The sequence below is a fragment of the Vulgatibacter sp. genome (assembly GCF_041687135.1).
GTDB lineage: Bacteria > Myxococcota > Myxococcia > Myxococcales > Vulgatibacteraceae > JAWLCN01.
In genome coordinates this window covers 717,680-742,283 of sequence record NZ_JAWLCN010000003.1, presented here as the reverse complement: position 1 = coordinate 742,283, position 24,604 = coordinate 717,680, and the positions used below count along the sequence as shown (strand labels likewise).

Sequence of the window (24,604 nt, the reverse complement as noted above, 5' to 3'; positions counted from 1 at the left end):
CCCCTACGCCGCGCGGTTTGCCGTGAGGCGCTCCTCCACGAACTCCCGCAGTGCGCTGGCGCTGAAGGGCTTGTGGAGCACCGGCACGGTGGTCTCGTCGAGGAAGGCCCGGGCCCGCTCGGTGAAGGCGCCGCCGGTGAGGAAGGCGGTGCGGGCGAGGAGCGCCGGATGGGAGCGGGCGAGCTCCTCGTGGATCTCCATCCCGGTGACCTCCGGCATCATCAGGTCGCAGAGGAGCAGATCGAAGGGCTCGCCGGCCCGGAGGCGCTCGAGAGCCTCGCGGCCGTCGCGGGCCACGTGGACCTCGTGGCGGGATCCCAGGCTGCGCTGCACGGCGTTGCAGATCAGCGGCTCGTCGTCGATCACGAGGATCCGGCTGCCGCCGCCCGGTGCCCGTGCCGCAGCAGGGGCGGGCGCTGGCGGGCCAGCCTCGGGCGCCTCCGCAGCTGCCGGCGGCAGCTCGACCACGAAGGTGGTGCCGCGCCCGACCTCGCTGGTGAAGGAGAGCCTCCCGCCCATCTGCGCCACGAGGTTGCGGCAGATGGAGAGGCCCAGGCCCGTTCCCAGCCCAGCGGGCTTGGTGGTGAAGAAGGGATCGAAGATCCGCTCGCGGATCGCCTCGGGGATCCCGGCGCCGGTGTCGTGCACCTCGATCACCGCGCGACCCGACGGCGCGGTGCGGGTCACCACCCGGATCCGCTGCTCACCGGCATTGCCCTCGGGGATCGCCTGCGCCGCGTTGACGAGGAGGTTCAAGAAGACCTGGCCGAGGCGGCCGTCGTTGGCGACGACCGGCGGCGTCGGCCCGAGCTCCTGCTCGAGGAGCGCGCGGTGCTTGAGCTCTTGGCGGGCGATGGAGAGCGAGGCGGCGAGGACCTCGCGCACGTCGAGGGGGCCCTGGCACTCGCCTTCGTCGCTGCGCGAGAAGGTCTTGAGGTCCTGGACGATCTGCCGCACCCGATCGCTGCCGCTCACCGCCTCCTGGAGCGCCACCCGGATTTCGGCGTGCTTGTCGTCGTCCCAGGCGCCGAGCTCGTGCACCGCGTATTGGAGGTTGGAGATCACGTAGGCGAGCGGGTTGTTGATCTCGTGGGCCACGCCGGCAGCGAGCGTCCCCACCGAGACCATGCGGTCCGCCTGCACCAGCTGGCTCTGCAACCTGCGGCGCTCGGTCGAGTCGCGGACCATCAGGAGCAGCGCCGGCGTGCCGTCGAAGAGGATGTCGATCACCGTCGGCTCGCCGTAGCGGATCGACCCGTCCTTGCGCTTCCAGGCGAAATCCCGCGGCGCGAGCTTCTCGCCCATCTTCTTCGCGGCGAGCCGCTCGTAGGCGAGCGCCAGCTCGTCCGGCGGGAGGAAGTCGCCGGGCTCCCGGGCCTGCAGCTCGGCGGTGGTGTCGTAGCCCAGGAACGCGGCGGCGGCGGGGTTGGCGTAGAGCACCCTGCCGCCGACGTAGATCACCATCGCCTCGGGGGCCTGCTCGATCAGCGCCCGGAAGCTCGCCTCGGAGCGCTGCAGCGCGAGCTCGGTCTGCTTGCGCTCGGTGACGTTGGTGGTGATCCCGCGCACGACGTATTCGCCGTCCTCGAGCCTGCTGCTCACCACGCCGTGGAGCCAGATGATCGGGCCCTCCTCGGTGCGGAAGCGGAACTCGATCGCGCCGAACCCGCCTTCCGTCGAGAGGCGGGTCATGAAGTCGGCGACCCGCTGCCTGTCCTCGGTGACCACGCAGGCCGCGAAGAAATCGGCGTCGACGAGGTTCGCCACCGGCCAGCGGAGGAGCTGCTCCGCCGGCTTGCCGTGGGTCCGGTAGCAATTGGCGGTGCGGTCGAGCTCCCAGATGATCCCGGGGAGGTGGTCGACCAGGGCCCTGGTGCGGCGCTCGAGCAGCGCCAATTCCTCGGTGCGGATCCGGACCCGATCCTCGAGGAGGCGCTCGGCTGCTGCGTGGTTCCGGACCACGATCCAGGTGGCCCAGCCCGAGACGAGGAGGGTGAAGACGATGCCGCGGAGGAGATGGAAGCCGCGGTGCGGATCCTGCGCCGTGGGCGTGAGCCACAGCTCCAGGGCGTCCCAGAGGCCGAAGAGCCCCAGGGTGAGGAGCGCACCGGCGCCAAGCGCAGCCAGGGCGGTCTTGCGACCGCTCCGCGCCCGGATCTCGATGCCGAAGAGACGATCCACCGGTGCCCCGCTCCCGCTTCGCTGGAATGTCGGGAGGATGACATAGCCGACGGGGTGGGAGCAAAAGGGCTGCTACTGCTGGTGTTCCCGCTCCGAGGCCTTCTCGAGGAGGGCCTCCCGCCTGCTGGCGAAGATGCTGGTGAGGATCGAGGTGAGCAGCACCCCGAGGATGATCCCGAGGGAGACGTAGACCGGGATCTTGTACCAGCCGCTGAGGAGCATCTTCACGCCGACGTAGGCGAGGATCACCGCCAGGCCGACCTTGAGGTGGACGAACTTCTCCACCACGTTGGCGAGGAGGAAGTAGAGGGCGCGCAGGCCGAGGATCGCGAAGATGTTCGAGGTGAAGACGATGAAGGGATCGAGGGTCACCGCGAAGATCGCCGGGATCGAGTCCACCGCGAAGACGAGGTCCATCGCCTCGATCACCACCAGGGCGGCGAGCAGGGGCGTGGCCAGCCGCTTGCCGTTCTCCACGATGAAGAACTTCTGCCCGTGGTAGCGGTCGGTGGTGGGGACGAAGCGGCGGAAGAGGCGCAGCGCCGTGTTCTTCTGCGGATCCGGATCCTCCTCGCCGGCGAAGAGCATCCTGCCGCCGGTGTAGACCAGGAACGCGCCGAAAACGTAGATGATGAAGTGGAAGCGGTCGATCAGCTGCGAGCCGATCAGGATGAGCACGCCGCGCATCACCAGCGCGCCGAAGATGCCCCAGAAGAGCACGCGGTGCTGGTAGATCTTCGGGATCCCGAAGCTGGTGAAGACGAGCACCATCACGAAGAGGTTGTCGACCGACAGGCTCTTCTCGATCAGGTAGCCGGTGAGGAACTCCAAGCCCTTCTGCGCGCCCATCGCCCACCAGATGTAGGCGTTGAAGAGCAGCGCGAGGGCGACCCACACCACCGTCCACGTCCCCGCTTCCCGGCTCGAGACCTCGTGGGCCTTCCGGTGGAAGACCCCGAGATCGAGGGCGAGGAGGAGGACGACGATGGCGAGGAAAACACCCCACAGAAGGGGGGTACCGGAACCGAGCTCCATGGGCACCTGCCTACGCGAACGGGGGAAGAATCGCCACAGGGAGTTGGCTGGGGCACCCCCCACCCACGCTTTTCAACCGGCCAGCAGATCGAGGGCTTCGAGATAGGAGCCGGCGCCCTTGCCCACGATCTGCGCCTCGCAGACCTCGGCGATCCGGCTCTCCCGCCGCCACGGCTCCCTGGCGTGGATGTCGCTCAGGTGGACCTCGATCGCCCGCACCGCCACCGCGGCGATGGCGTCCCGGATTGCGTAGGAGGTGTGGGTGTAGGCGCCGGCGTTGATCACCAGCGCGTCCATCCAGCGGCGCTCCTCGTGGATGCGGTCGATGAGCGCGCCCTCGTGGTTCGACTGGAAGGTGCGGACCTCGAAGCCGAGCGACGCGGCCTTCTCAAGGACCAGCCCGTCGAGATCGGCCAGGGTCATCGTCCCGTAGATCTCCGGCTGCCGCTCGCCGAGCAGGTTCAGGTTGGGGCCGTGGAGCACGAGGACCTTCACGCTTCCTCCAGCGCCGCGTCGATCGCCTCGCGCAGCATGCCCTCGTCGGCGCGCAGCGTCGCCGCCTGCCCGAGGGCGGGCAGCACCACGTAGTGTACGTGGGCGCCCTCGCGCTTCTTGTCCCGGCCTGCTGCGGCGAGGAGCGCGTCGGTGTCGCGCACGGGAAGCGGGCCTGAGGGAAAGCGGCGCAGGAGCGCCAGGGCCCGCTCCGCGTCCGCGCGGCTGAGCCCGGCGTAGCGCTCCGATATGCGCAGAGCCGCCCGCATCCCGTAGACCACCGCCTCGCCGTGGGTGAGGGCGCCGTAGCCCGCCGCCACCTCGAGGGCGTGGCCCACGGTGTGGCCGAGGTTGAGGACCCGGCGCAGGCCGCTCTCCTTTTCGTCGGCGGCGACGATCCGCGCCTTGATCGCGATCGAGCGGGCCACCGCCTCGGCGCCGGGCCTCTCGGCGATCGCCTCGAGATCGCGCTCGAGGAGGGCGAGGAGCTCGAGGTCGCCGAGCAGCGCCGCCTTCACGATCTCGGCGAGGCCGCTCCAGCGCTCGCGGATCGGCAGGGTTTCCAGCGTGCGCAGATCGGCGAGGACGAGGCGCGGCTGGTGGAAGGCGCCGATGAGGTTCTTGCCCAGCGGGTGATCGATCGCGACCTTGCCGCCCACCGAGGAATCGACCTGGGCGAGGAGCGTGGTGGGCACCTGCACGAAGGGCGTGCCCCGGTGGAGCGTCGCCGCCACGAAACCGGCGAGGTCGCCGACCACGCCGCCGCCGAAGGCGACGATCGTGTCGCTCCTGCCGATCCCGGCCGCGAGGAGCGCGGTCCAGAGGCGCTCCGCCTGGGCGAGTGATTTGCTCGCTTCGCCGGGCGGCACGGAGAGCACCAGCGCGTCCGCCGGGAGGGCCGCGCCGTGGAGCGCGAGCACCGTCTCGTCGGTGATCACCGCGATCCTTCCGTGCAGCCGCGCGGCGAGCGTGTCGAGGAGCCCCGCGCCGACGAGGACCTCGTAGGCGCCGGAGGGCGTCTCCACCGGAACGGTGATCATGGCTCGTCTGGCGCCGTGGGGCTGCCGCGGCCCGAGCCGCCGGCGAGCGGCGCCAGCGGTCCTTCGATGGTGCGGAGCAGGCCGACGATGGCGCCAGCCACCTCCTCCGCGGTGAGGGCGGTGGTCTCGAGGTGGAGGTCCGCGCGGGCGTACCAATGCTCCCGCTCCCGGAGGATCTCCGCGAGCTTGCCTGCGGTATCACCTGCGCCTGCGAGGAGCGGCCGTGCCTCCACCGCCTGCTCGTTGGCGGCGAGGCGCCGGGCCAGCTCCCACGGCGGCGCGTGGAGCCGCACCGTCACGCCGGCCTCGCGCATCCTGCGCCAGGCGAACTCGCCGAGGACCGCGCCGCCGCCGAGGGCGACGACGGCGGGGCCCTGCTCACAGGCCTCCTCCAGCGCGATCTGCTCCAGCCTGCGGAACTCCGACTCACCGGCGCTGCGGAAGATCGCCGCAATCGAGGCGCCGGCCCGGGCCTCGATCCGCGCGTCGAGGTCGACGAAGGGGCGGCCGAGGCGGTGGGAGAGGATGAGGCCCGCGGAGGTCTTGCCCGCGCCCATCGGCCCGAGGAGGAAGACGTGGCCGAGGCGGGCGCGGGTGGAGAGGCGCAGGCGGGCGAAGGGGGCCCGCAGGCCGTGCATCGTGTCGCCGCCCAGCGTCTCGAGCAGCGCGTCCGCCAGCGCCAGCGCCACCATCGCCTCCGCTACGATGCCCGCCGCGGGGACGGCGCAGGTGTCGCTGCGTTCGATGTGGGCCCGGCGCTCGTGGAGCGTGCGCAGATCGACCGAGGGGAGCGCGTTGGAGACGGTGGCGATCGGCTTCATCACCGCGCGGATGATCAGCGGCTCGCCGTTGGTGATCCCGCCCTCGGTGCCGCCGGCATGGTTCGAGCCCCGGCGCAGCCGCTCGTCCACGAGGTGGATCGGATCGTGGACCTGGGTGCCGTGGAGCGCGCCGGCGGACCAGCCGTCGCCCACCTCCACCGCCTTGATCGCGGGGATGGAGAGGAGCGCCTGGGCGAGGCGCCCGTCGAGTTTGCGATCCCACTGCACGTGGGAGCCGAGGCCCGGCGGCACGCCGGTGGCCACCACCTCGATGGCGCCGCCCAGGGTGTCGCGGCGGCGGCGGGCGTCGTCGATCCGCTCGATCAGCTGCTTCGTCGAGTTCTCGTCGAGGGCGCGGACCTCGGAGCAGTCGGCGAAGAGGGCGAGCCCCTCGGCGTCGTGGCGGTGGAGCTCGGGCCTCGCGTCGGCGCCGCCCACCGCCTCGATGCCGCCGATGTTGCGGGTGTAGGAACCGATCGAGATCCCGAGGTTGCGCAGCATCGCCCGGGCCACCGCGCCCAGGGCCACGCGCATCGCCGTCTCGCGGGCGGAGGCGCGCTCGAGCACGTCGCGCAGGTCGCCGGTCTGCCCGTATTTCAGGGCGCCGGCGAGATCCGCGTGGCCCGGCCGCGGCGTGGTCACCGCGGCGGGATCGGGGCCGCCGGGCCCTGCCGACATGCGCTCGGTCCAGTTGGCGTAGTCGCGGTTCTCGATCTGCAGCGCCACCGGCGAGCCCAAGGTGGTGCCGAAGCGGACGCCGGCGAGGATCTTTGCCGCGTCCTGCTCGATCTTCATCCTGCCGCCGCGGCCGTAGCCCATCTGGCGGCGGCGGAGATCGCGATCGATCTCCTCCGAGTCCAGCGGCAGGCCCGCGGGCATGCCTTCGAGGATGCCCACGAGCGCCGGCCCGTGGCTCTCACCTGCAGTGAGAAAGCGTAGGCGCTTCACGTGATCTCCCGGACGAGCTGCTGGTGGAGGCGGGTGGCGAGGAGCGGCGGCGTGGCCTGGCCGGTCCAGAGGCGGAGCTGCTCGATCGCCTGGTGCACCAGCATCCAGAGGCCGTCGATGCTCGCGGCGCCGGCGACGGTGGCCCGGCGGAGGAGCGCGGTCTGCAGGGGCCGGTAGACCATGTCGAGGACGGTGAGGCCGGCGTGGAGCGGGCAGCCGGCGGGCAGCGGATCGGCGTCGCGATCCCGCAGCCCCAGCGAAGTGGCGTTCACCAGGATCTCGGCGTGGGTGATGGCGTTGGCGAGGCTCTTGGCCTCCAGCGGCAGCACGCTCACGAAGCATTTGCCCGAGGGGCCGGCGAGCCCCGGCACCTCGCCGAGGCGGATGGCGCCGGGACGCTCCGGCGGGCGCTCCCCCGCCTCCCAGCTGCGGCGCAGCTCCCCTTCCGGCCAGGCGAGGCCGGTCTCCACCAGCTCGAGGCCGAGGCGCATCGCGCGCTCGGCGCTGCGGTTGGCGATCACCAGGCTCTTCGCACCGGCGGAGACGCTGGCGAAGGCAGCGGCCCTGGCCGCGCCGCCGGCGCCGAGGAGCACCACCCGCGCAGCGGCGAGCCGCTCCCCGCCCTCCTCGAGGGCCTGGCGGAAGCCGGTGAGATCGGTGTTGTAGCCCTGCACCGTGCCGTTGCCCGAGCGCACCACGCAGTTGACCGCGCCGATGCGGCCGGCGAGCGGGTGGACGTCGTCGAGCAGCGGCAGGATCGCCTCCTTGTGCGGCAGGGTCACCGAGACGCCGGCGAGGGCGCCGCGGCGGACCCGCGCCACTGCCTCGGGCAGCTCCTGCGGGGTGACGCGCAAGGCGGTGTAGTGCGCGTCGATGCCGAGCTCGGCGAAGAGCAGGGCGAAGATGCGGGGGGAGAGCGAGTGCTCCACCGGGTCGCCGATCACGGCGTACGTGGTTCGACCTGCCGACATGCGGGGCGGCACGTTAGCACGCGGGGCGGGCCGTCACCCCCGAAGTCGCACCGCACCGCGACAAAGGCCGCCGAGGAGGGAAAAGAAGCCGGGGAAGGAGATGTCGACCCATTCGGCGCCGCGGATCGTCGTCTCGCCTGAGGCGATGAGGCCTGCCACGGCGAGGCTCATGGCGATGCGGTGATCGCCGTGGGAGTCGACGGTGGCGCCGCGCAGGGGGGTGGGGCCGTGGATGCGCAGGCCGTCCTCCTGCTCCTCGATGTCGGCGCCCAGAGCCGTGAGGCCCGCGGCGATGGCGGCGAGGCGATCGGACTCCTTCACCCGGAGCTCGCCGGCGCCGCGGATCTCGGTGGTGCCGTGGGCCTGGGTGGCGAGGGCGGCGAGGAGCGGCACCTCGTCGACGAGGGCGGGGATCTCGTGGGGCTCGACCACGGTGGCGTGCAGGGTGCCGCCATGGCGGGCGGTGCAGTCGATCACCGGATCACCTGCGGCTTCACCTCTCGGCGTGCGGGTGATCCGCGCGCCCATGCGATCGAGCACGTCGAGGAGGCCGGTGCGGGTGGGGTTGCCGTCGACGTGGCGCACGGTGACCGAGCCGCCGGGCACGAGCAGCGCCGCGCCGAGGAGGAAGGCAGCGGAGGAGGGATCACCGGGGACGTGCAGGGTGGCGGGGGCGCGGAGGCTGTCGGTGCGGTGGATGGTGGTCTTTGTGATCGACGCCCCGAACGCCGCGAGCATGCGCTCGGTGTGATCGCGGGAGAGCGAGGGTTCACGAACGGAGGTGGTGCCTTTCGCCCAGAGCCCCGCGAGGAGGAGCGCGCTCTTCACCTGGGCGCTGGCGATGGGGAGCACGTGATCCACGCCGTGCAGCGGGCGGCCCGGCGCGAAGTGGAGCGGCGCCCTGCCGTCGGTGGTCTCGCAGGCCGCGCCCATGGCGCGGAGCGGATCGATCACCCGGGCCATCGGGCGGCGGCGCAGGCTCTCGTCGCCGTCGAGCGTGCCGCCGACGCCGCTGCCGGCGAGCACGCCGGCGAGGAGCCGCATCGTGGTGCCGCTGTTGCCGCAGTCGAGCGGCGCTTCCGGTGCGCGCAGGCCGTGGAGGCCGACGCCGTGCACCGTGCCGTCCGCATCGATGCGCACGCCGAGCTGGCGCAGGCAGGACGCGGTGGAGCGCACGTCGGCGCCGGTGGAGAGCCCCTCGATCCTGCAGCGGCCTTGGGCGAGCGCCGCGAAGATCAAAGCCCGGTGGGAGATCGACTTGTCTCCGGGGACGGTGGCCTCACCCTCCATCCCTGCTGCGGCGCGGACGATCGCATCCATCAAGCGTGCCTGTCGGGATCGAGGATCTGGCCGGGGCTGAGGCGCCGCCCCGCCACGTAGTCCTGCGCCGCCATGCGCCGCTTGTTCTCGGGCTGGATCTCCTGCAGCTCCAGCGCCGTGCCCTCACCGGCAGCGACGAGGAGCGGCCGCAGGGCGATCACCTCGCCCGGCTTTGCGGCGCTCGAGCTCGCAGGCCGCTCCGCCGGCGCGGCGCGAATCACCTTGAGCAGCTCCTTGCCCTCGGGCCCAAGGAAGGTGAAGGCGCCGGGCCACGGGGTGAACCCGCGGATGCGGGTCTCGATCCGGTGGGCAGGGAGGTGAAAGTCGATCCGCCCGTGCTCCTTCTCGAGGATCGGCGCGTGGGTGGCCCGGCTCTCGTCCTGCGGCACGGGCGTGAGCGCGCCGTCGACGTAGGGGACGAGATCGCGCCGGAGGATCGCGCCACCCAGCTGCGCCAGCTTCTCGTGCATCGAGCCCGCGGTGTCCTCCGGCTCGATCGGGATCGTCATCACGCTGATCATGTCGCCGGTGTCGAGCCCCTCGTCCATGCGCATCAGGGTGACGCCGGTCTCCGCGTCGCCGTCGGCGATCGCCCACTGGATCGGCGCAGCGCCCCGCCACTTCGGCAGGATCGAGCCGTGCACGTTGACGCAGCCGCGCCGCGGCAGGTCGAGCAGATCCTTCGGGAGGATGCGGCCGTAGGCTGCCACCACCGCCACGTCCGGCGCGAAGGCCCGCAAGGCTTCCGCCAGCACGCCGTCCCGGAGCTTCGTGGGCTGGAAGACCGGCAGGCCGTGAGCCTCCGCCCAGACCTTCACCGGCGGCGGGCTGAGCTCGCGGCCGCGGCCCTTCGGCTTGTCGGGCTGGGTCACCACCGCCACCAGGTCGGTGACGGCGGCGGTGGCCTCGACGATGGGCACCGCGAAATCCGGGGTGCCGAAGAAGACGCTCCTGGGCCGGTGGTTGCTCATGGGCGCGAGATAAACCAGTCGAGGCTCGTCCTGCAATCGGTGCCGCTCGAGGCGTCGTCTATCGGCGCTGCGCGTGGCCGATCGCCAGCAGGTGCAGATCCGCGAGGTTCGTGCCGGTCTCCCAGGCCGGGATGCAGGCGCCGACGCGGGCGCAGGCAGCGGCGCTCGCTGCGTGGGCGAGGGCCTCGCCGATCTCCACCTCGCCGTCCGCCACCGTGCAGCCGTCCACCGCGGCGCCGGCGTTGTCGCTGTTGCCGTCGCGGCCGTCGCTCCCTGCGGCGAGGAAGGCGGCGTCCCGCCTGCCAGCGAGCGAGAGCGCCACCCGCAGGGCGAGGTGCTGGGAGCGGCCGCCGGTGCCAGCCTCCCGCGGGAGGATCACCGTGGGCTCCGCCGCCACCGCGAGCAGCGTGCCCGGCGGGTGGCTTTCGGCGAAGAAGGCGGCCCAGCGGGATGCCACCACCTCCACGTCGCCGCCGACGAAGTGGTCGAGGGCGGTGGCGGCGAAGCCCCGCTCCCGGGCGATCTTCGCAGCGGCCCGGGGCAGATCGAGGGGGCCTGCGAGGATCCGCTGCTCGATCCGCGGGTCCGGCTTTTTCGGCGTCTCCGCGCCGCGTTCGAGGTGGGCCCGCACCGCGGGTGGCACGGCGAGCCCCTCGATCACCGCCAGCGCGTCGGCGCAGGTCGAGTCGTCGGGCGCGAAGGGCCCGCTGGCGATCACCCGCGGATCGTCCCCCGCCACGTCGGAGAGGGTGAAAACGCGGATCCGCCCGGCGCCGCAGGCAGCGCCGAGCCTGCCGCCCTTGAGCTGGGAGAGGTGTTTGCGCACGGCGTTGATGCGATCGATCGAGACGCCGCCCCCGAGGAGCCGCTTCGTCGTCGCCTGCAGATCGGCGAGGGTGAGCCCTTCTGCCGGCAGCTCCGCCAGCGCCGAGCCGCCGCCGGAGAGGAGCACGAGCAGCTCGTCCTCGGGCCCGAGGGCGCGGACGAAATCGAGGACGCGTGCGCCTGCTTGGAGCGACCCGCGCCCCGGCACCGGATGCTCCCCGGCCACGAACTCGATCCCCTGCGGGATCTCGCTGCCCGCGTGGGCGACCGCGAGGCCCTGCAGCGGACCCCACGCCTCTTGCGCGCCGCGGAGCATCGAGCCGGCGGCCTTGCCGAGGGCGAGCACCGACAGGCGCCCGGGGCGCGCCGTGCCCGCGAGCGCCTCGCACACCAGGCGGTTGCCGGCGAGCGAGCGCACCGCGTCCCGGTAGATCGACACCAGCTCTTCCCGCAGCGAGACCATCGGCTCAGCGGCCGGAGAAGGAGGGCGGCCGCTTCTCCACGAAGGCGGTGACGCCCTCGATCGCGTCGTCGCTGCCGATCCCCATCGCCGCGTGCTCCACCGCAGCCGAGAGTTCGTGGCCGAAGGAGTCGTTCGCCTTGAGGCGGCTCTTCGCCGCTGCCATCGCCAGCGGCGCGTTGGCAGCGAGGCGGGTGGCGAGCTCGAGCGCCGTTGCGAGTACCCGCTCGCTCTCCACCGCGCGGTTGGCGAGGCCGAGTCGCTCCGCCTGCACGCCGTCGAAGGGCTCTGCCAGCAGCACCAGCTCCAGCGCGCGCCCGAGGCCGATGAGCCGCGGCAGGTAGTGGCCCGTGCCGCCATCCGGCACCAGGCCCCGCTTCACGAAGGTGTAGGAGAGCTTGGCGTCGCTCGCGATCACGCGCAGGTCGCAGGCGCAGGCGAGATCGAGGCCGAAGCCAGCGGCGCTCCCCTGCACCGCGGCGACGGTGGGCTTGTGCAGATCCCAGAGGGCCCGGATCGCGCCGTGGAGCTGGCCGCCCAAGACCCGCCGCGAGAGCGCGCGGCGGTTCGCCGGGGAGGGATCCTCGGCGAGCATGCCCATCAGGTTGGCGAGATCGATCCCCGAGCAGAAGGAGCCGCCGGCGCCGGTGAGCACCACCGCGCGGATGGCGGGATCGTGCTTCGCGTCGTCGAGGGCGATGGTGAGCGCGTCCGCGAGCTCCGGCGTGAGGGCATTGCGGGTCTCGGGCCGGTTGAAGGTGAGGATCTGCACCGCGCCTTCGCGTGTGCGCTGGAGGATCTCGGCCATGGGGAGTTCACCTCTCGGGCAGGGGTTCCGCCGAGCAAGCCGGGGACCGACCCGCGAGTCAAGGCGGGTGGGGCGCGCCCTTTCCGCAAGCGGACGGCGGCGGCCCGCCCTCGCAGCCGTGGGCTTCCAGCGGCGTGAGCACCGGATCCCCGGTGGGCCCGATGCAGGCCACCAGCGTGGCGCCCGGTGCGTGCGGCCAGGCCCAGGCGCCGTAGCCGTCCTCCTGCACGTCGATGCGGAAGCAATAGCCCTCGTGGAAGAGCACCTGGCCGTGCAGCTCCACGCCCACCGTGGGAAGGAGCGAGCCGCCGAGCGTCGCCCCGTCCACCGGATCGGCTCCCGCCAGCTGGCGGATCGTGCCCCACGCGCCCGTCTCCTCCCGGTAGCGGCCTTCCGCCCATTGGATCCGCCGCAGGGTGGAGATCGCCTCGCGCTCGAGCTGCGCCTGCCCGGCCACCCGCATCGCGGGCAGGCCCCAGGCAGCGATCCAGAGGACCAGCAGCCCCAGCGAAAGCAGCACCCCGCCCACGATGGCAGGGAAGTGCCACCACGGCCGCGGGGGCGGCGGCGGGGGGAGCACGCGCAGGTGGCGGAAACCGGGAGAAGAAGGACGCATCTTGAAGGCTGTGAGCGAGCCGATCCGCATTGCAATCAGCGCCTGCCTCCTCGGCAAGGAAGTCCGCTTCGACGGCGGGCACAAACACGACCACTTCCTGACGGATGGCTTCGGCCGCTACGTCGAGTGGGTGCCCTTCTGCCCGGAGGTCGAGATCGGCATGGGGATCCCCCGGGAGCCGGTGCGGCTGGTGCGGGTCGACGGAGCCTTTCGCCTCGTCGGCACCAGGAGCCTCGAGGATTGGAGCGAGCGGATGCGCCGCCACACGCGCAAGCGGGTGAAGGGCCTGGGCGACGTGCACGGCGTGGTCTTCAAGAAGGACTCGCCGACCTGCGGCATGCTCCGGGTGAAGGTCTATCCGGAGGGCGCGCTCCACGGACAGAAGGACCTGGGCTCACCCGGGCGCGACGGCGTCGGCCTCTTCGCCAGCGCCTATCTCGAGGCCCATCCGCTCATCCCCGCGGAGGAGGAGGGGCGGCTCAACGACGCCAGGCTGCGCGAGAACTTCGTCGAGAGGGTCTTCGCCTACCGGCGCCTGCGCACGCTGCTCGACGAGCGCTTCAGCGTGGGGCGGCTCGTCGCCTTCCACGCCGCGCACAAATACCAGCTCCTCGCCCACTCACCGGTTGGCTACAAGGAGCTCGGCAAGCTGGTGGCGCGGGCGAAGGAGGTGAAGGTCTCCGAGCTCAAGGAGGCCTACGCCGCGGGCTTCATGAAGGCGCTGGCGGCGCCTGCCACCAAGCGCCGCAACACCAACGTGCTCGAGCACATCCTCGGGCATTTCAAGAAGCTCATCTCCGCCGGGGACAAGGAGGAGGCGCTCGCGCTCATCCGCGACTACCAGCACGGGCTGGTGCCGCTGGTGGTGCCACTCACGCTGCTGCAGCACTTCCTGCGGCAGAGCGAGGACGCGTGGCTGGCGGCGCAGACGTATCTGCAGCCGCATCCGAAGGAGCTGATGCTCCGCAACCACGTGTGAGCTACGCGCGGGGCAGGCGGAAGACCGGCACCCGCATCCACTCGGGCTCGGCGTAGCGGCGGCAATTCTCGTAGAGGAAGCCGAGGACGTGCTCGCTGCTGTCGAGGAGCGCGGGGTTCTCCCGCTTCCAGGCCTCGAAGCGCTCGCGCAGGCCGGGCTCCGTCTCGAGGAGCTCCTCCGCCACGTCCTCGAAGACGTAGTCGCTGAAGCGCTCCTTGCGGTGGAGCACGGCGTCGAAGAAGCCCCAGCGGAAGAAGCTGTCGTGGGCGATCGGCTCGAGGGTCTCGATCACGTAGCGGGCGCGGTCCTGATCGACGGGGACGAGGAAGTCGCCGGCGCGCGCTTCGTAGCGGAGGCGCTCGGTGGCGAGCTCGAGCTCGTCGTGGAGGTGGCGTCCCTCGAAGGGATGGGAGCGCGGGTGGTAGCGGAGGACGCGGTACGCCTCGACCTCGAGCGTCTTCGCCTCGGCGACCGTCTTCACGTGCACGCCGTTGAGGCGGAGCCGCTCCACCACCTCGCGCCACGCCTGCGGGATCACGTAGGCGGCGGGCGCCCCGATCTCCGCGGCGGGGACGAAGCGGTCGAACCAGGCGATCGCCTTTTCGAAGGGGGCGCTGCGGTCGTAGCGGAGGCGCTGGTAGGTGCCGAGGCGGCTCGGCTCCCAGCGGGCCTCGAAGCCCTTCAAGCGGAAGGTGCGGTGCCGGGTCTCGTCCAGGCGCCACTGCACCGGGAAGGTGCGGCGCTTGCGATCCGCGGCGCGGGTCTCGGCCTTCAGGCCGCGGATCTCCTGGCCGTGGGCGACCGTGAACGCGAGCGCCGCCTCGACGAGGTGGCGCATGCTCGCGAGCCGCTCACCGAAGGGCTTGAGCATGTGCGTCTCGGGCATGAAGCCGATCACGTGGTGCAGCGCCGCGTAGCCGGTGGAGAAGCGCGGGGTGTCGAGGAAGTCCTCGATGCCGTCATCCGGGATCTCCTTGCGCGTGTTGATGTACGGGCACATCGGAAAGCCGCGCGCCGTCATCTCCTCGTAGAGGTGCGGCAGCATCCGCTCGCGGAGGAAGGCGCCGAGTGGCCCGCCCAGCTTGTCCGGCTGGGTGGCGATGAGCGTCATCACGTGCTGGTAGTCCGCGCCGTTCGAGGTGTGGGTGTCCACGAAGACGTCCGGATCCCAGGCGCTGAAGAGCTGGTTGAAGCTGCGGGCGTTGCGCGAGTCGCACTTCACGAAGTCGCGGTTCAAGTCGAGGTGGCGCGCGTTGCCCCGGAAGCCGAAGGCCTCCGGGCCCTCCTGGTTCACGCGGCTGGTGTCGTTGCGTTTGAGCGCGCCGTCCACGTTGTAGATCGGCACGAAGACCAGCACCGTGCTGCCCAGGGCGTCGAGGCGCTGCGGATCCTCGCAGAGATCGCGGACGAGCATCATCGTCGCGTCGATCCCTTCCGGCTCGCCGGGATGGATGCCGTTGTCGAGGAAGAAGACCGTGCGGCCGGCGGCCTGGATCGCCTGCCGATCGAAGACGCCGTCAGCGGAGATGACGCCGACGTGCAGCGGCTCGCCGATGTCCGTCTCGCCGGCGGTCTCGAAGCGGAGCACCCCCGGGTGCTCACTCGCCAGCCGCTCGTAGAAGGCGATGCACTCCGCCCACGTGGTGGTCTGGTTGCCGTTCCCGAGCTCGTAGGGAGTCTTCATCTGCGCTCTTTCGAGAAGGGGTGGGGGTAGCCATGCAGGCCCCGGTCGGGAGCTGCCGTTCGCCCTGATGTTTCCGCCAAGACAGGGCCGATGACAACCGCCGAGCTTCCCGCCGATGCACCGATGAGTTCACCCGGGCCATGCCGTCATGCTCACCTGGAACCCCGACCGGAGGAACGACGATGGAGAAGATCGAGCCGACGAACGAGCACCGCTGGCTGCAGCGGCTGGTGGGCGAGTGGCAGTGGCAGAGCGAGATGGGCGGCGAGAACGTGAGCGGCAAGGCCCGCGTCCGGAGCCTGGGCGGCCTCTGGATCGTCTGCGAGTTCGACATGCCGGACTTCGAGGGCAAGCCCGGCACGGCGCTCATCACCCTGGGCTACAACATCGGTAAGCAGCGCCACGAGGGCACCTTCGTCGCCTCGATGATGGACTTCCAGTGGGTCTACGACGGCCAGCGCGAGGGTGATCGCCTCAACCTCGACACGCAGGGGCCGGCGATGGACGACCCGACGAAGCAGGTGCCCTACCGCGACGTGGTCGAGATCGAGAGCGACGATCGCTGGTACCTGCGTGCCCTGATGCAGAAGGACGGCGCCTGGCACGAGTTCATGACCACCACGTACCGGCGGGTGAAGTAGCCGGCGCTCAGTGAATGCGCGGCTGGATGGGCAGCCGGGCCACTAGCTGCGCTTCCACTTCCGCCAGCTCGGCGAGACGGGCCTGCACGCGGGCGGGCTCGTCGTAGAGCTCCGCCAGATCGACGAAGAGCGTGTAGTGGCCGGCCTCTGCCCGCGCGAGACGCCGGTAGAAGTGGCGCAGCTCCTCGTCCGGCAGCCCCTCGCCCAGCAGCTCCAGCCGCTCGCACGAGCGCGCCTCGATCAGCGCGCTCACCAGCAGCCGGTCCGTGCGCCGCTCCGCGAGCGTCGTGCGCACGTGGGAGAGGAGCTCCTTCGCGTACGGATCCCCCTCGTCCTTGCCGAGCACGAGCCCCCGCGCCGAGATGAGATCGTAGACCTGTCGGAAGTGGCGCAGCTCCTCGTGGGCGAGGCGCGCGCAGCGTTTGATCAGCACGTCGTGGTCCGGGTAGGCCGAGACCAGCCACATCGCCGAGGCGGCTGCCTTCTTCTCGCAGTGGGCGTGATCGACGAGGACCTCGTCGAAGCGGGCCACCGCCAATTCGAGCCAACGGGGATCGGTGCGGGAGCGGAGCGGCAACATCGCCGCGCACCTTAGCCGCTTTTCAGTCGGCGCGGATCATCCGGAAGGCCGCGCCCTGCACGAAGCCCAGCTTGCGGTAGAGCGCCACCGCCTCGCGGTTCGCCTCGTTCACGGTGAGGGTGAGGCGCGGCAGCCGCGAGAGCTGCGTGCGGCAGAGCTGCCCGAGCCCCTGGCTCGCGTACCCCAGGCCCCGGAAGATCGGCGGGGTGTAGACGCCCTCGAGCTGCGCGCCGAAGGAGCCCACCGCGCCCATCGCCACCTGGAAGACCACCTCGCCGTCCTCCTCGAGCACGTAGAGGCGGCCTGCGTCGATGCGGGCGGCGGTGCGGTCGCGGTAGCCCGCCGGATCCTCGGCGAGGGGATCGCGCCCCGTCTCCTCCTCCTGCATCGCCGCAGCGTAGGGGAGCACCTCCGGCAGATCCGAAGCGGTGGCGAGGCGCAGGCCCGGCGCGGTCCAGGGGCCCATGTCCTCGGCGGTGATCCGGTAGAGGCGGTGGGCGTGGACGAGCCAGGGCTCCTCGGTGCCGCCGGCCTCCCAGAGCGAGTCGGCGAGATCGCGCCTGCCGATCACCCCGCGGATCTGGCCGCGCAGCGCTTTGCCCAGCTCCTGCTGCTCCTTCTTCTCGCCGCCGATCGGCACCGCGAGGCGGGCCTTGCCGATGATCGCCACCGCCGCCTTGAGGGCGCCGCCCTGGCGCAGGCCGTGGAAGAGCACCTGCCCCGATCCGATCCCGCGCTCGTCGAGGATGGCGCAGGGGAAGCAGTAGGTGACGGGGTCGGTGGCGAGCAGGGCCCGGAGCTCCCCCTCGTCGGCTCTGGAAAGGCGCGAGATCACGGGGACACTCTAGCCGATCCGGGGGGCATGTTTCGATCCCCTGGCTACGGGAGTCGGTGCAGGGCCTCTTCCGGCAGGCGGGCAGGCGCCCTGCCGACCCGGGCCGGATCCCAGCGGGCGACGAGCTCCCCCGGCGTGAGGCGCTCGTCCTTCTCGGCCAGCCCCGAGAGCCAGGCGAGCAGGCCCGTGATCGCCTTCGGATCCTCCCCGCGCTCCATGAGCTCGGTGAGCGAGGCGGCGCCGTGGCGTTTGGCGAGGCGCGCGCCGTCGGGGCCGAGGAGGAGCGGCAGGTGGAGGAAGCGCGGCACGGGCAGCCCCAGCGCCTCGAAGAGGAGGATCTGCCGGGGCGTGGAGGAGAGGAGGTCGTCGCCGCGGACCACCTCGGTGATCTCCATCGCCGCGTCGTCCACCACCACCGCGAGCTGGTAGGCCGCCACCCCGTCGGCGCGGCGGATGACGAAGTCGCCGGTGAGCGCGTGCACGTCGAAGCATTGGAGGCCGTGGATCCCGTCCTCGAAGCGGACCGGGTGATCCGGGACGAGGAAGCGCACCGAGGGGATCCGGCCCTCCCGCGCCCGGGAGGCGGCACGCTCCTCGTCGGGCGTGCGGCAGCGGCCGGGGTAACGGGGCCCCTCCTCGCCTGCGTGGGGGGCGGAGGCGGCGGCCACCTCGGCGCGCGAGCACCAGCAGTGGAAGGCCTTGCCCGCCTCGAGGAGGCGGTCGGTGGCCGCCTCGTAGAGGGCGAAGCGCTCGCTCTGGGTGTAGGGGCCGAAGGGGCCACCCACGTCCGGGCCCTCGTCCCAATCGAGGCCCAGCCAGCGCAGGGAGGCGAGGATCCGCGCGGCGGCACCGGGGCGCTCCCGCGGCTTGTCCAGGTCTTCCATCCGCATCACGAAGGCGCCGCCCTGGGCGCGGGCGGAGACCCAGGCGAGCAGGGCGGTGCGGGCATTGCCGAGGTGGAGATCGCCGGTGGGCGAGGGCGCGAAGCGGCCACGGACCTTCATGGAGGCGAAGGTAGCGCGGGAGGGCGGGGCGCCCCACCGGGAAAGGCTTTCAGGCGGCCTGCGTTGTGGGGTGGGGGCGGGCAGGGGAGCGGCCAGCCGAGCAGGCGCCGGGCCGCTGTTCCCGCAGCGTTTGCGTCCCTAGGTTTGCAGCCGAGAGTGTCGCCGTTGGAAGGGGCAGGAAGGGGTAAGGGCGTGCGAATTCTCCACATTTCCGATGTCCATGTGCAGATGGACTACGACGCCGACTCCTGGCGACGGATGGGCTGGCGCCGGATGGCGGGGCAGCTCGAGCTGAAACTCGCCAGGCGGGCGCGCCGGTACGTGAAGGCGCCCGAGACGATCGGCCGGCTGGTGGAGGAGGGGCTGCGCCAGGGGGCGGATCACGTGATCCTCTCCGGCGATCTCACCGCGCTGGCCGTCGACGCGGAGTTCGAGGCGGCGCGCAAGGCCTTAGGCCCGCTGGCGGATCGGCCGGATCTGCTCACGGTGGTGCCCGGCAACCACGACATCTTCACCCCCGGCAGCCGTGACAAGAAGCGCTTCGACAGCTGGTTCGGGCACCTGCTCGGCAGCGACTTGCCCGAGCTGCGGGGCGAGGGGGCGTGGCCCCACGTGCGCCTCGTCGGCGAGGACGTGGCGGTGGTGGGGCTCTGCTCGGCCCGGGTGCCGCTGGTGCCGGGGATCGCCTCGGGGCTGGTGGGCGAGGCGCAGCTTCGTTCGCTCGAGAAGATCTGCGCCGACCGGCGGGTGCGGGGGCGGTCGATCCACGTGGTGGTGCACCACGCCCCGTTGCGCTGGGACGGCTCGGTGGACCGGCGGGATCACGGGCTGGCGGATGCGCGGGCGCTGATCGACGTCTGCGCCCGGGGCGGGGTGGCGGCGATCCACTGCGGCCACATCCACATCCGCTATGCGTGGCAGGTGCCGGGCGGGCCGATGGTGGTGGGCGGCGGCAGCTCCACGTGGCTGGGGCACGAGGGCTATTGGCTCGTCGATGCCGAGGGCGGCAGGCTCACCGGGCTGCAGAACATGGCCCTGGCGCCGCTGGAGGCGGAGGTCGAGGCACCGGCGGGGCTGGTGCCGACGACGGGGTGAGTCTTCCGGCTGGTCTGGACGGAAAAAGGCGCGCGGCCGTTGGGCCTGCGCGCCTTTTCTCTGTGGGGGCTTTGGGCTTTCAGCCCTTCTTGTGCGTCGCCGTGACCACGGTGCGGACGCCGCCGCGGACGAAGAAGTCGCCGGTGACCTCGAGGAAGTGCGGATCGGTGGCGGCCACCAGGTCGTCGCAGATCTGGTTGGTCACCGCCTCGTGGAAGGCGCCTTCGTTGCGGTAGCTCCACAGGTAGAGCTTGAAGCTCTTCAGCTCGATGCACTTCTCGTCCGGGATGTAGCGAACCTTGATGTGCGCGAAGTCCGGCTGGCCGGTGAGCGGGCAGAGGCAGGTGAACTCCGGCGCGTCGAAGAGGATCTCGTAGCGGCGGGCCGGCTTGGGGTTGGGGAAGGTCTCGAGCTGCTTCGACGGGAGGCTGGGCATGGTGGCTTCTCTGGTTCTCGGTGGGCCCGCGCGCCCTTGGCGGGCGGCTGCAGGCGGCAATTTGTCGGTGGAACGCACGGGCGCGGGCGGATCGTCCGGGCGGCTCGCGGGCCTTCTAACGCCAACGAGCTCGTCTCCGCCAGTGGTGCTGCGGGGCGGGGGCCTTCAAACGACGAGGGCCCGGTCGCCCGGGCCCTGCTCGTGCTCGAGGGTGGGCGGCTCTTAGCTCGCCTTCTCCTCGGTCTCTTCAGGCTGGGCCGCGTCGGCGGTGCTGGCCTCGGGGGCGGCGGCAGCCTGGGGCGCCTCGCCCTCGACGGCGGGCTCCTCGTGGGACTCGGTGGTGTTCTCCGCGTCCGGGCCTGCCTGGAGCGAGTCGGCCTTGAAGCCGTAGGTCTCGCCGCCACCGCGGTTGTAGAAGCGCAGGGCCCGCGAGTCGATCTTGACCGCGCCCTCTGCCGCCTCGCGGGTGACCAGCGCCGTGGCCAGCTCGCCGGGCATCGGCTTGTCCATGATCGCGAGCTGCCCCGCCTCGAGCGCCTTCAGCTGCTCGGGCGTGAGGAAGATCTTCATCACCTTCTTCTTGCGGGAGGAGAAGAAGAAGGCCTCGTCGCCGCGCTCGGTGACCTCGTGCTTCTCGCAGAGCTCGCGAAGGCCTTCGAGCTTCTTGCGATCCTCGAGGGCGCGCTTGCGGTTCTCCTCGCGTTCCTTGGCGAGCAGGCGCTCCTTCTCGCGGAAGGCCGCCTCCTCCTCACGCTTGCGCTTCTCTTCCTCGGTGAGCTCGCGGGGAGGCTGCTGGGGACGGCCGCCGCCACGGTTCGGACCGCCGGGCCCGCGCCCCTGGGGCCTACCCCCGCCGCCACGCGGCGCGCCGCCCTGCTGCTGGCGGTCACGGGATGCGCGCTTGCGCGCCTCGAGGTCGGCCTCGGCCTTCTTGGCCTGGTCCTCGGTGACCAGACCGGCCTGAAGCAGCTTGTCGCGAAGGCTCTGCAGTCCCATTCGGCTCTTCCCACTCACCCGGAAATCGGGCGCGCTAAAATGCCCCTACTCCCCCTTGCGCGCAACCGATCAAGAAACCTTCTTGACATGGACAGGGCGCGCCAGTAGTTATCCCGCCCGAAAGCGACGGCGGCCTGAAAGCCAGCACGGCGCGACAGATACATTCCGCGGTAGCTCAGTTGGTAGAGCAGGTGACTGTTAATCACCGGGTCCGAGGTTCGAGTCCTCGCCGCGGAGCCAGAAAATGAAAGGCCCGGCAGCCCACATGGTCGCCGGGCCTTTTGCTTTCCTGGATGGCACGGACGGTCGTGTTACGCATTCTAGCTCGCTGCGTTGACACGCAACCGAGTGACCGCTAGGCTGGCCGCTAATTTAGCCGCCTGCCCCACCGATAGCACGAACAACTCAGCGCATCGCCGGCGGCCGCGAAGGGATCGCCTTGGCACCGAGTGACGTGTCCCAGTCTTTGACGACCGAGAGAATTCGAACTGCGAAGGAGGAGATACGTGCAGAGTATCTCGATGAATCGCAGCGTTTTCCATGGATCGTCGGCTACTCGGGTGGAAAGGACTCGACGCTCGTTTTACAGTTTGTAATCGAGATGTTGCTCGACCTCGCTCCGGACGAGCGGACGCGGCCAATACACGTTCTTACAAACGATACCCTCGTCGAGTCTCCAATCCTTGCCAACTACATCGACAAGATGCTCGAACTGATTCGGGCAGCGAGCGATCGCCTTCTCTTGCCGATCACCGTCGTCAAGACCTCTCCTCAGCCTGACCAGACCTTTTGGGTCAACCTGATCGGTCGTGGGTATCCATCGCCGAACCGCATGTTCAGATGGTGCACTGATCGTATGAAGATCAGGCCGACATCTGATTATATCACGAGCCAGGTGGCGGCTAGCGGGCAGGTTGTTCTGCTCCTCGGTGTGCGGCGTGCTGAATCGGCGGTTCGCGCTGCCTCGGTAAACAAGTATACACCGAAAGATGGACGCCGACTCAACGCTCATAACACCTTGAAGGGATGTTTGGTCTTTCGGCCAATCGTCGATTTCGAAACTGACGAGGTCTGGCAAGTTCTCTTGCAGCGCCCGCCACCTTGGGGTGGCAGCCACCGTGAGCTCGTGACGCTGTACCGCAACGCGCAAGGGGGTGAGTGCCCGCTCGTTCTCGACAAGGATGAAGCTCCTTCGTGCGGGTCCTCCTCATCGCGCTTTGGCTGCTGGACCTGCACCGTCGTCGAGAAAGATAAGAGCATCGAGGGGTTCATCGATAACGGTTTCACCCACCTGGAACCGCTCATGTACTTCCGCGACTGGCTGGCGGCAATTCGCAACGATAGGTCCAGGCGACAGAGGACGCGCCGGAACGGTCTCGTCACGTTGATGAAAGACGGCTCGGAGGTCCCGGGCCCTTTCACTCTCGAAGCCCGGCAAGCGATTCTGGAAAAGCTTCTCGCGGTTCAGGACGAGGTCGGTCTCCCATTGATCTCGGACGCTGAACTTTCAGAGATCAAGCGATTGTGGGCCGAAGACACGCTCGCTGAGGCGCAGAGTGTACTTGGTGCCCTGAGGAACGCTAGAAGCGGAGCTAAGCCATGAACGGTATCAAGCTTATCGAGCGTGGACAGGGAAGCGACCTTCTCAAGAAGCGGTGCCGCGAAATCGGCGTCTCGATCGAAACGGTTCGGCGACTCGTCCAGGCAGAGTTGGATCAGGTCGGCCGCGGACGCCGACACGGACTCTTCAACCAGTTCGACGAGATTCTCAGCGATGCAACGGAAGGAGCTGCCGGTGTACCTTCGGAAGATTCGGCTGCTTGACTGGAAGCTCTACGGTGGAGAGCACACTTTCGATTTTCCAGCTCCTGGCAAGCGTAGGAACGTCATCCTTGTTGGGGCGAAGAACGGGTACGGAAAGACGAGCCTCTTGGAGGCTATCGCTCTCGGCCTATATGGGCGTGACGGCTTGGCGATCGTGGCGCGCGCCGACTCGCTCGGTGATGATGAGCGCAGACGCCAGAATTATCGCAAGTTTATCGAAGGCGCCTGGAATGACCGCGCCCGAGCGGAAGGCCGAACTTCGATGGCCGTCGAACTCGATTTCGAGGACGACACCGACGGCCAGAGCATCAACATCAAGCGCACCTGGAACTTCACAGTCGATGGGCGTTTGCTCGGCGATGGCGAGAGCGTAACCATCGACCACAACGGCAAACGCCGCATGCCCGGTAAACTGGAAGATAAAGACGACTTCGCTCGCGGCTGGATTGCGAAGGCCGCGCTTCCAGCACATCTCGCCGAGTTCTTCCTCTTTGACGGCGAGCGGGTCCAGAATCTCGCCCGCCGGGAGATGGCGATCCAAGTCCGCCACGGGATTGAAGGCTTCCTCGGCGTGAAGGTGATGCGCGACCTCGCCACCGACCTTCGCACTTACGTTGGAATGAAGCGCAGCGAGGTCCGCGGCGCTGATAGCGCCCTGCTTCTCAGCTTGCAGGAAGAGGTGGAGGCAATCGATTCGCGTTTGAACGAGCTGCGCGAACTACAGCTCGCGGCACAGGAGCGCTTGCGGCACGCGGAACGTGAGTGTGACGAGCTGCGCGGCCGCATGTCGGGGATGAGCGGCGGCGCGGTGCAGAGCGTCAAGCGGCTTGCTGACGAGCAAAATCGAATCGATCGGTCGCTCGAAAAGATGATGGGCGATTTGACCGAGCTCCTCGGCGGAGATTTCTCCCTCGCCCTTGCCGGTACCGCCGTCAGAGAAGCACTTCGGAATCGCCTTGTCGCCGAGCAAAGACTCGCCAAGTGGGAATCCGGTCTGGAGTCGAGCAAAGGCCAGGTCGGTCGCTTTCTGCGGGCGTTCGCGGTCGCAGAGCCGCAGTTCCAGCCGGCACTCTCCGAGACCCAACGAGAGGTTCTTGAGAGAAAAGCCGAGGCTGCATGGACGGCAATATGGCATCCGCCTGCCGACGGCTGTGCAGAGGGCTACCTCCATCCCTCCCTCTCGGATCTCGACCGAGCTCGTGTGATTGAAAATCTGGATGCGGTTTCGAAGCTTGGCCAGGAGAGCATTGGCCAACTCTTGCACGAGATGAATGGTCTTCGTGACGAGCATGAAAAGCTCAAGAACCAGATCAACACCTACGCTAGCTTCGACTCGGTCATCGCCGAACTAACGTCGGAGCTTGATAAGGCCGTCGGCGAGAGAAGCCAGGCGGACAGCGAGATCCGTGCGATCGAGCGCGAAATCAACGGTCTAGACCAGGCGCGAGCCAATAAGCACGCCGAATTGCAGCGCGAGCGTGTTCATTTCGCCGAAGCGCAGCCGCTCATCGCGAAGGCCGACCTTGGCGAGCAGATTGCCGATATGATCGGTCCCTTCATCGAGGAGGCGGTGGGAGGTTGTGTCGACGACATCGCCACCAGGATGACCGATGCATTCGCTGCGATGGCGCACAAGAGCAATATCGGGCGGATCGAGATTACGCGGGACTGCGAGGTCCGTCTAATGCCGCGAAACGGGACGGACGATATCCGCTCACTCGATCAGTCGGCCGGCGAGAATCAGATCTTTGCTTTCTCTCTTATTTCGGCGATTGCTCAGGCCGCCGAAGTGCGCTTCCCGCTCATTATCGATACCCCTCTCGCGCGCCTTGATGCCAAGCACCGCGAAAATGTGCTGCGACACTTCAGTGATCGTGCCGGCGAGCAGATTATCCTGCTTTCCCAAGATACTGAGGTAGTCGATGCATTCAAGGACGCGATCGGCACGAGAGTCGCCGAGACCTTCCTCATTGAGCACGAGGGTCGTAGCGGTTCGCGTGCTGGCCGTGCCCGTGTTACGCGCGGGAAGTATTTCTAGGAGG

The 24,604-nt window shown here is 69.8% G+C and carries 23 protein-coding genes and 1 tRNA gene; 7 read left to right on the top strand and 17 right to left on the bottom strand.

Features of this window, described 5'->3' with window-relative positions:
- Positions 1-3: 3 nt before the first annotated feature.
- The 11 genes from ACESMR_RS10745 to ACESMR_RS10695 form a co-directional block, all read right to left on the bottom strand.
- A complete protein-coding gene (locus ACESMR_RS10745; protein WP_373047056.1) occupies positions 4-2,181 on the bottom strand; it encodes an ATP-binding protein in 2,178 nt (725 codons plus the stop codon).
- A gap of 72 nt (positions 2,182-2,253) precedes the next feature.
- Positions 2,254-3,216, bottom strand: a complete 963-nt coding sequence (locus ACESMR_RS10740; RefSeq protein ID WP_373047055.1) for a TerC family protein — start codon at positions 3,214-3,216, stop codon at positions 2,254-2,256.
- A gap of 72 nt (positions 3,217-3,288) precedes the next feature.
- Positions 3,289-3,711 (bottom strand): type II 3-dehydroquinate dehydratase, encoded by a 423-nt coding sequence (gene aroQ, locus ACESMR_RS10735; RefSeq protein WP_373047054.1) that lies wholly within the window; start codon positions 3,709-3,711, stop codon positions 3,289-3,291.
- Positions 3,708-4,748 (bottom strand): 3-dehydroquinate synthase, encoded by a 1,041-nt coding sequence (gene aroB / locus ACESMR_RS10730; RefSeq protein ID WP_373047053.1) that lies wholly within the window; start codon positions 4,746-4,748, stop codon positions 3,708-3,710. Before aroB ends, aroQ begins: the two co-directional genes overlap by 4 nt.
- Positions 4,745-6,517, bottom strand: coding sequence for a chorismate synthase (aroC, locus tag ACESMR_RS10725; protein WP_373047052.1), 1,773 nt, complete (start codon positions 6,515-6,517; stop codon positions 4,745-4,747). Before aroC ends, aroB begins: the two co-directional genes overlap by 4 nt.
- Positions 6,514-7,488 (bottom strand): shikimate dehydrogenase family protein, encoded by a 975-nt coding sequence (locus tag ACESMR_RS10720; RefSeq protein WP_373047051.1) that lies wholly within the window; start codon positions 7,486-7,488, stop codon positions 6,514-6,516. Before ACESMR_RS10720 ends, aroC begins: the two co-directional genes overlap by 4 nt.
- Before the next feature lie 33 nt (positions 7,489-7,521).
- Complete coding sequence (gene aroA / locus ACESMR_RS10715) at positions 7,522-8,808, bottom strand: 3-phosphoshikimate 1-carboxyvinyltransferase (RefSeq protein WP_373047050.1); 1,287 nt, start codon at positions 8,806-8,808, stop codon at positions 7,522-7,524.
- The gene (fmt, locus tag ACESMR_RS10710) at positions 8,808-9,779 is read right to left on the bottom strand and encodes a methionyl-tRNA formyltransferase (protein ID WP_373047049.1); all 972 of its coding nucleotides are present in this window, start codon (positions 9,777-9,779) and stop codon (positions 8,808-8,810) included. Before fmt ends, aroA begins: the two co-directional genes overlap by 1 nt.
- A 58-nt stretch (positions 9,780-9,837) precedes the next feature.
- Positions 9,838-11,043, bottom strand: coding sequence for a glycerate kinase (locus ACESMR_RS10705; protein WP_373047048.1), 1,206 nt, complete (start codon positions 11,041-11,043; stop codon positions 9,838-9,840).
- A gap of 28 nt (positions 11,044-11,071) precedes the next feature.
- A complete protein-coding gene (locus ACESMR_RS10700; protein WP_373047047.1) occupies positions 11,072-11,872 on the bottom strand; it encodes an enoyl-CoA hydratase/isomerase family protein in 801 nt (266 codons plus the stop codon).
- 58 nt (positions 11,873-11,930) lie between these two features.
- On the bottom strand, positions 11,931-12,392 hold the full coding sequence (locus ACESMR_RS10695) for a hypothetical protein (RefSeq protein WP_373047046.1): 462 nt from the start codon (positions 12,390-12,392) through the stop codon (positions 11,931-11,933).
- A gap of 106 nt (positions 12,393-12,498) precedes the next feature.
- Here ACESMR_RS10695 and ACESMR_RS10690 point away from each other — a divergent pair, with 106 nt between their 5' ends.
- The gene (locus tag ACESMR_RS10690; protein ID WP_373047117.1) at positions 12,499-13,467 is read left to right on the top strand and encodes a YbgA family protein; all 969 of its coding nucleotides are present in this window, start codon (positions 12,499-12,501) and stop codon (positions 13,465-13,467) included.
- A 1-nt stretch (position 13,468) separates the two neighbouring features.
- Here the strand turns inward: ACESMR_RS10690 and ACESMR_RS10685 are convergent, their stop codons facing one another.
- On the bottom strand, positions 13,469-15,151 hold the full coding sequence (locus ACESMR_RS10685) for a M14 family zinc carboxypeptidase (RefSeq protein ID WP_373047045.1): 1,683 nt from the start codon (positions 15,149-15,151) through the stop codon (positions 13,469-13,471).
- Positions 15,152-15,333: 182 nt separating this feature from the next.
- Between ACESMR_RS10685 and ACESMR_RS10680 the strand changes: the two genes are divergently transcribed.
- A complete protein-coding gene (locus ACESMR_RS10680) occupies positions 15,334-15,792 on the top strand; it encodes a DUF1579 domain-containing protein (RefSeq protein ID WP_373047044.1) in 459 nt (152 codons plus the stop codon).
- Positions 15,793-15,799: 7 nt separating this feature from the next.
- Here the strand turns inward: ACESMR_RS10680 and ACESMR_RS10675 are convergent, their stop codons facing one another.
- Genes ACESMR_RS10675 through gluQRS form a run of 3 tightly spaced genes read right to left on the bottom strand, consistent with a single transcriptional unit; the run spans position 15,800 to position 18,211 of the window.
- Positions 15,800-16,372, bottom strand: coding sequence for a tRNA-(ms[2]io[6]A)-hydroxylase (locus tag ACESMR_RS10675; protein WP_373047043.1), 573 nt, complete (start codon positions 16,370-16,372; stop codon positions 15,800-15,802).
- A 22-nt stretch (positions 16,373-16,394) separates the two neighbouring features.
- Positions 16,395-17,207, bottom strand: a complete 813-nt coding sequence (locus ACESMR_RS10670) for a GNAT family N-acetyltransferase (protein ID WP_373047042.1) — start codon at positions 17,205-17,207, stop codon at positions 16,395-16,397.
- 44 nt (positions 17,208-17,251) lie between these two features.
- Positions 17,252-18,211: a tRNA glutamyl-Q(34) synthetase GluQRS gene (gluQRS, locus tag ACESMR_RS10665; RefSeq protein ID WP_373047041.1), complete on the bottom strand. Its 960-nt coding sequence runs from the start codon at positions 18,209-18,211 to the stop codon at positions 17,252-17,254.
- A gap of 192 nt (positions 18,212-18,403) precedes the next feature.
- On the opposite strand from gluQRS, the gene ACESMR_RS10660 reads away from it, so the two are divergent.
- Positions 18,404-19,306, top strand: coding sequence for a metallophosphoesterase family protein (locus ACESMR_RS10660; protein WP_373047040.1), 903 nt, complete (start codon positions 18,404-18,406; stop codon positions 19,304-19,306).
- Positions 19,307-19,385: 79 nt separating this feature from the next.
- On the opposite strand, the gene queF is transcribed toward ACESMR_RS10660, so the two are convergent.
- Both queF and ACESMR_RS10650 read right to left on the bottom strand, forming a co-directional pair.
- Positions 19,386-19,742 carry a preQ(1) synthase gene (gene queF / locus ACESMR_RS10655; protein WP_373047039.1) on the bottom strand — a complete coding sequence of 119 codons (357 nt, stop codon included), beginning with the start codon at positions 19,740-19,742 and terminating at the stop codon, positions 19,386-19,388.
- Positions 19,743-19,964: 222 nt separating this feature from the next.
- Entirely contained in the window at positions 19,965-20,738 is a 774-nt protein-coding gene (locus ACESMR_RS10650; RefSeq protein WP_373047038.1) for a DUF2058 family protein, read from the bottom strand.
- Between the two features lie 164 nt (positions 20,739-20,902).
- Between ACESMR_RS10650 and ACESMR_RS10645 the strand changes: the two genes are divergently transcribed.
- From ACESMR_RS10645 to dndD, 4 genes are all read left to right on the top strand, one after another.
- Positions 20,903-20,978: transfer RNA gene (locus ACESMR_RS10645), tRNA-Asn, on the top strand.
- A gap of 226 nt (positions 20,979-21,204) precedes the next feature.
- On the top strand, positions 21,205-22,341 hold the full coding sequence (dndC, locus tag ACESMR_RS10640; protein WP_373047037.1) for a DNA phosphorothioation system sulfurtransferase DndC: 1,137 nt from the start codon (positions 21,205-21,207) through the stop codon (positions 22,339-22,341).
- Positions 22,338-22,562 (top strand): hypothetical protein, encoded by a 225-nt coding sequence (locus ACESMR_RS10635; protein ID WP_373047036.1) that lies wholly within the window; start codon positions 22,338-22,340, stop codon positions 22,560-22,562. Before dndC ends, ACESMR_RS10635 begins: the two co-directional genes overlap by 4 nt.
- Positions 22,534-24,600: a DNA sulfur modification protein DndD gene (gene dndD / locus ACESMR_RS10630; protein WP_373047035.1), complete on the top strand. Its 2,067-nt coding sequence runs from the start codon at positions 22,534-22,536 to the stop codon at positions 24,598-24,600. The genes ACESMR_RS10635 and dndD overlap by 29 nt, the downstream gene beginning before the upstream one ends.
- The last annotated feature ends 4 nt before the right edge of the window (positions 24,601-24,604 follow it).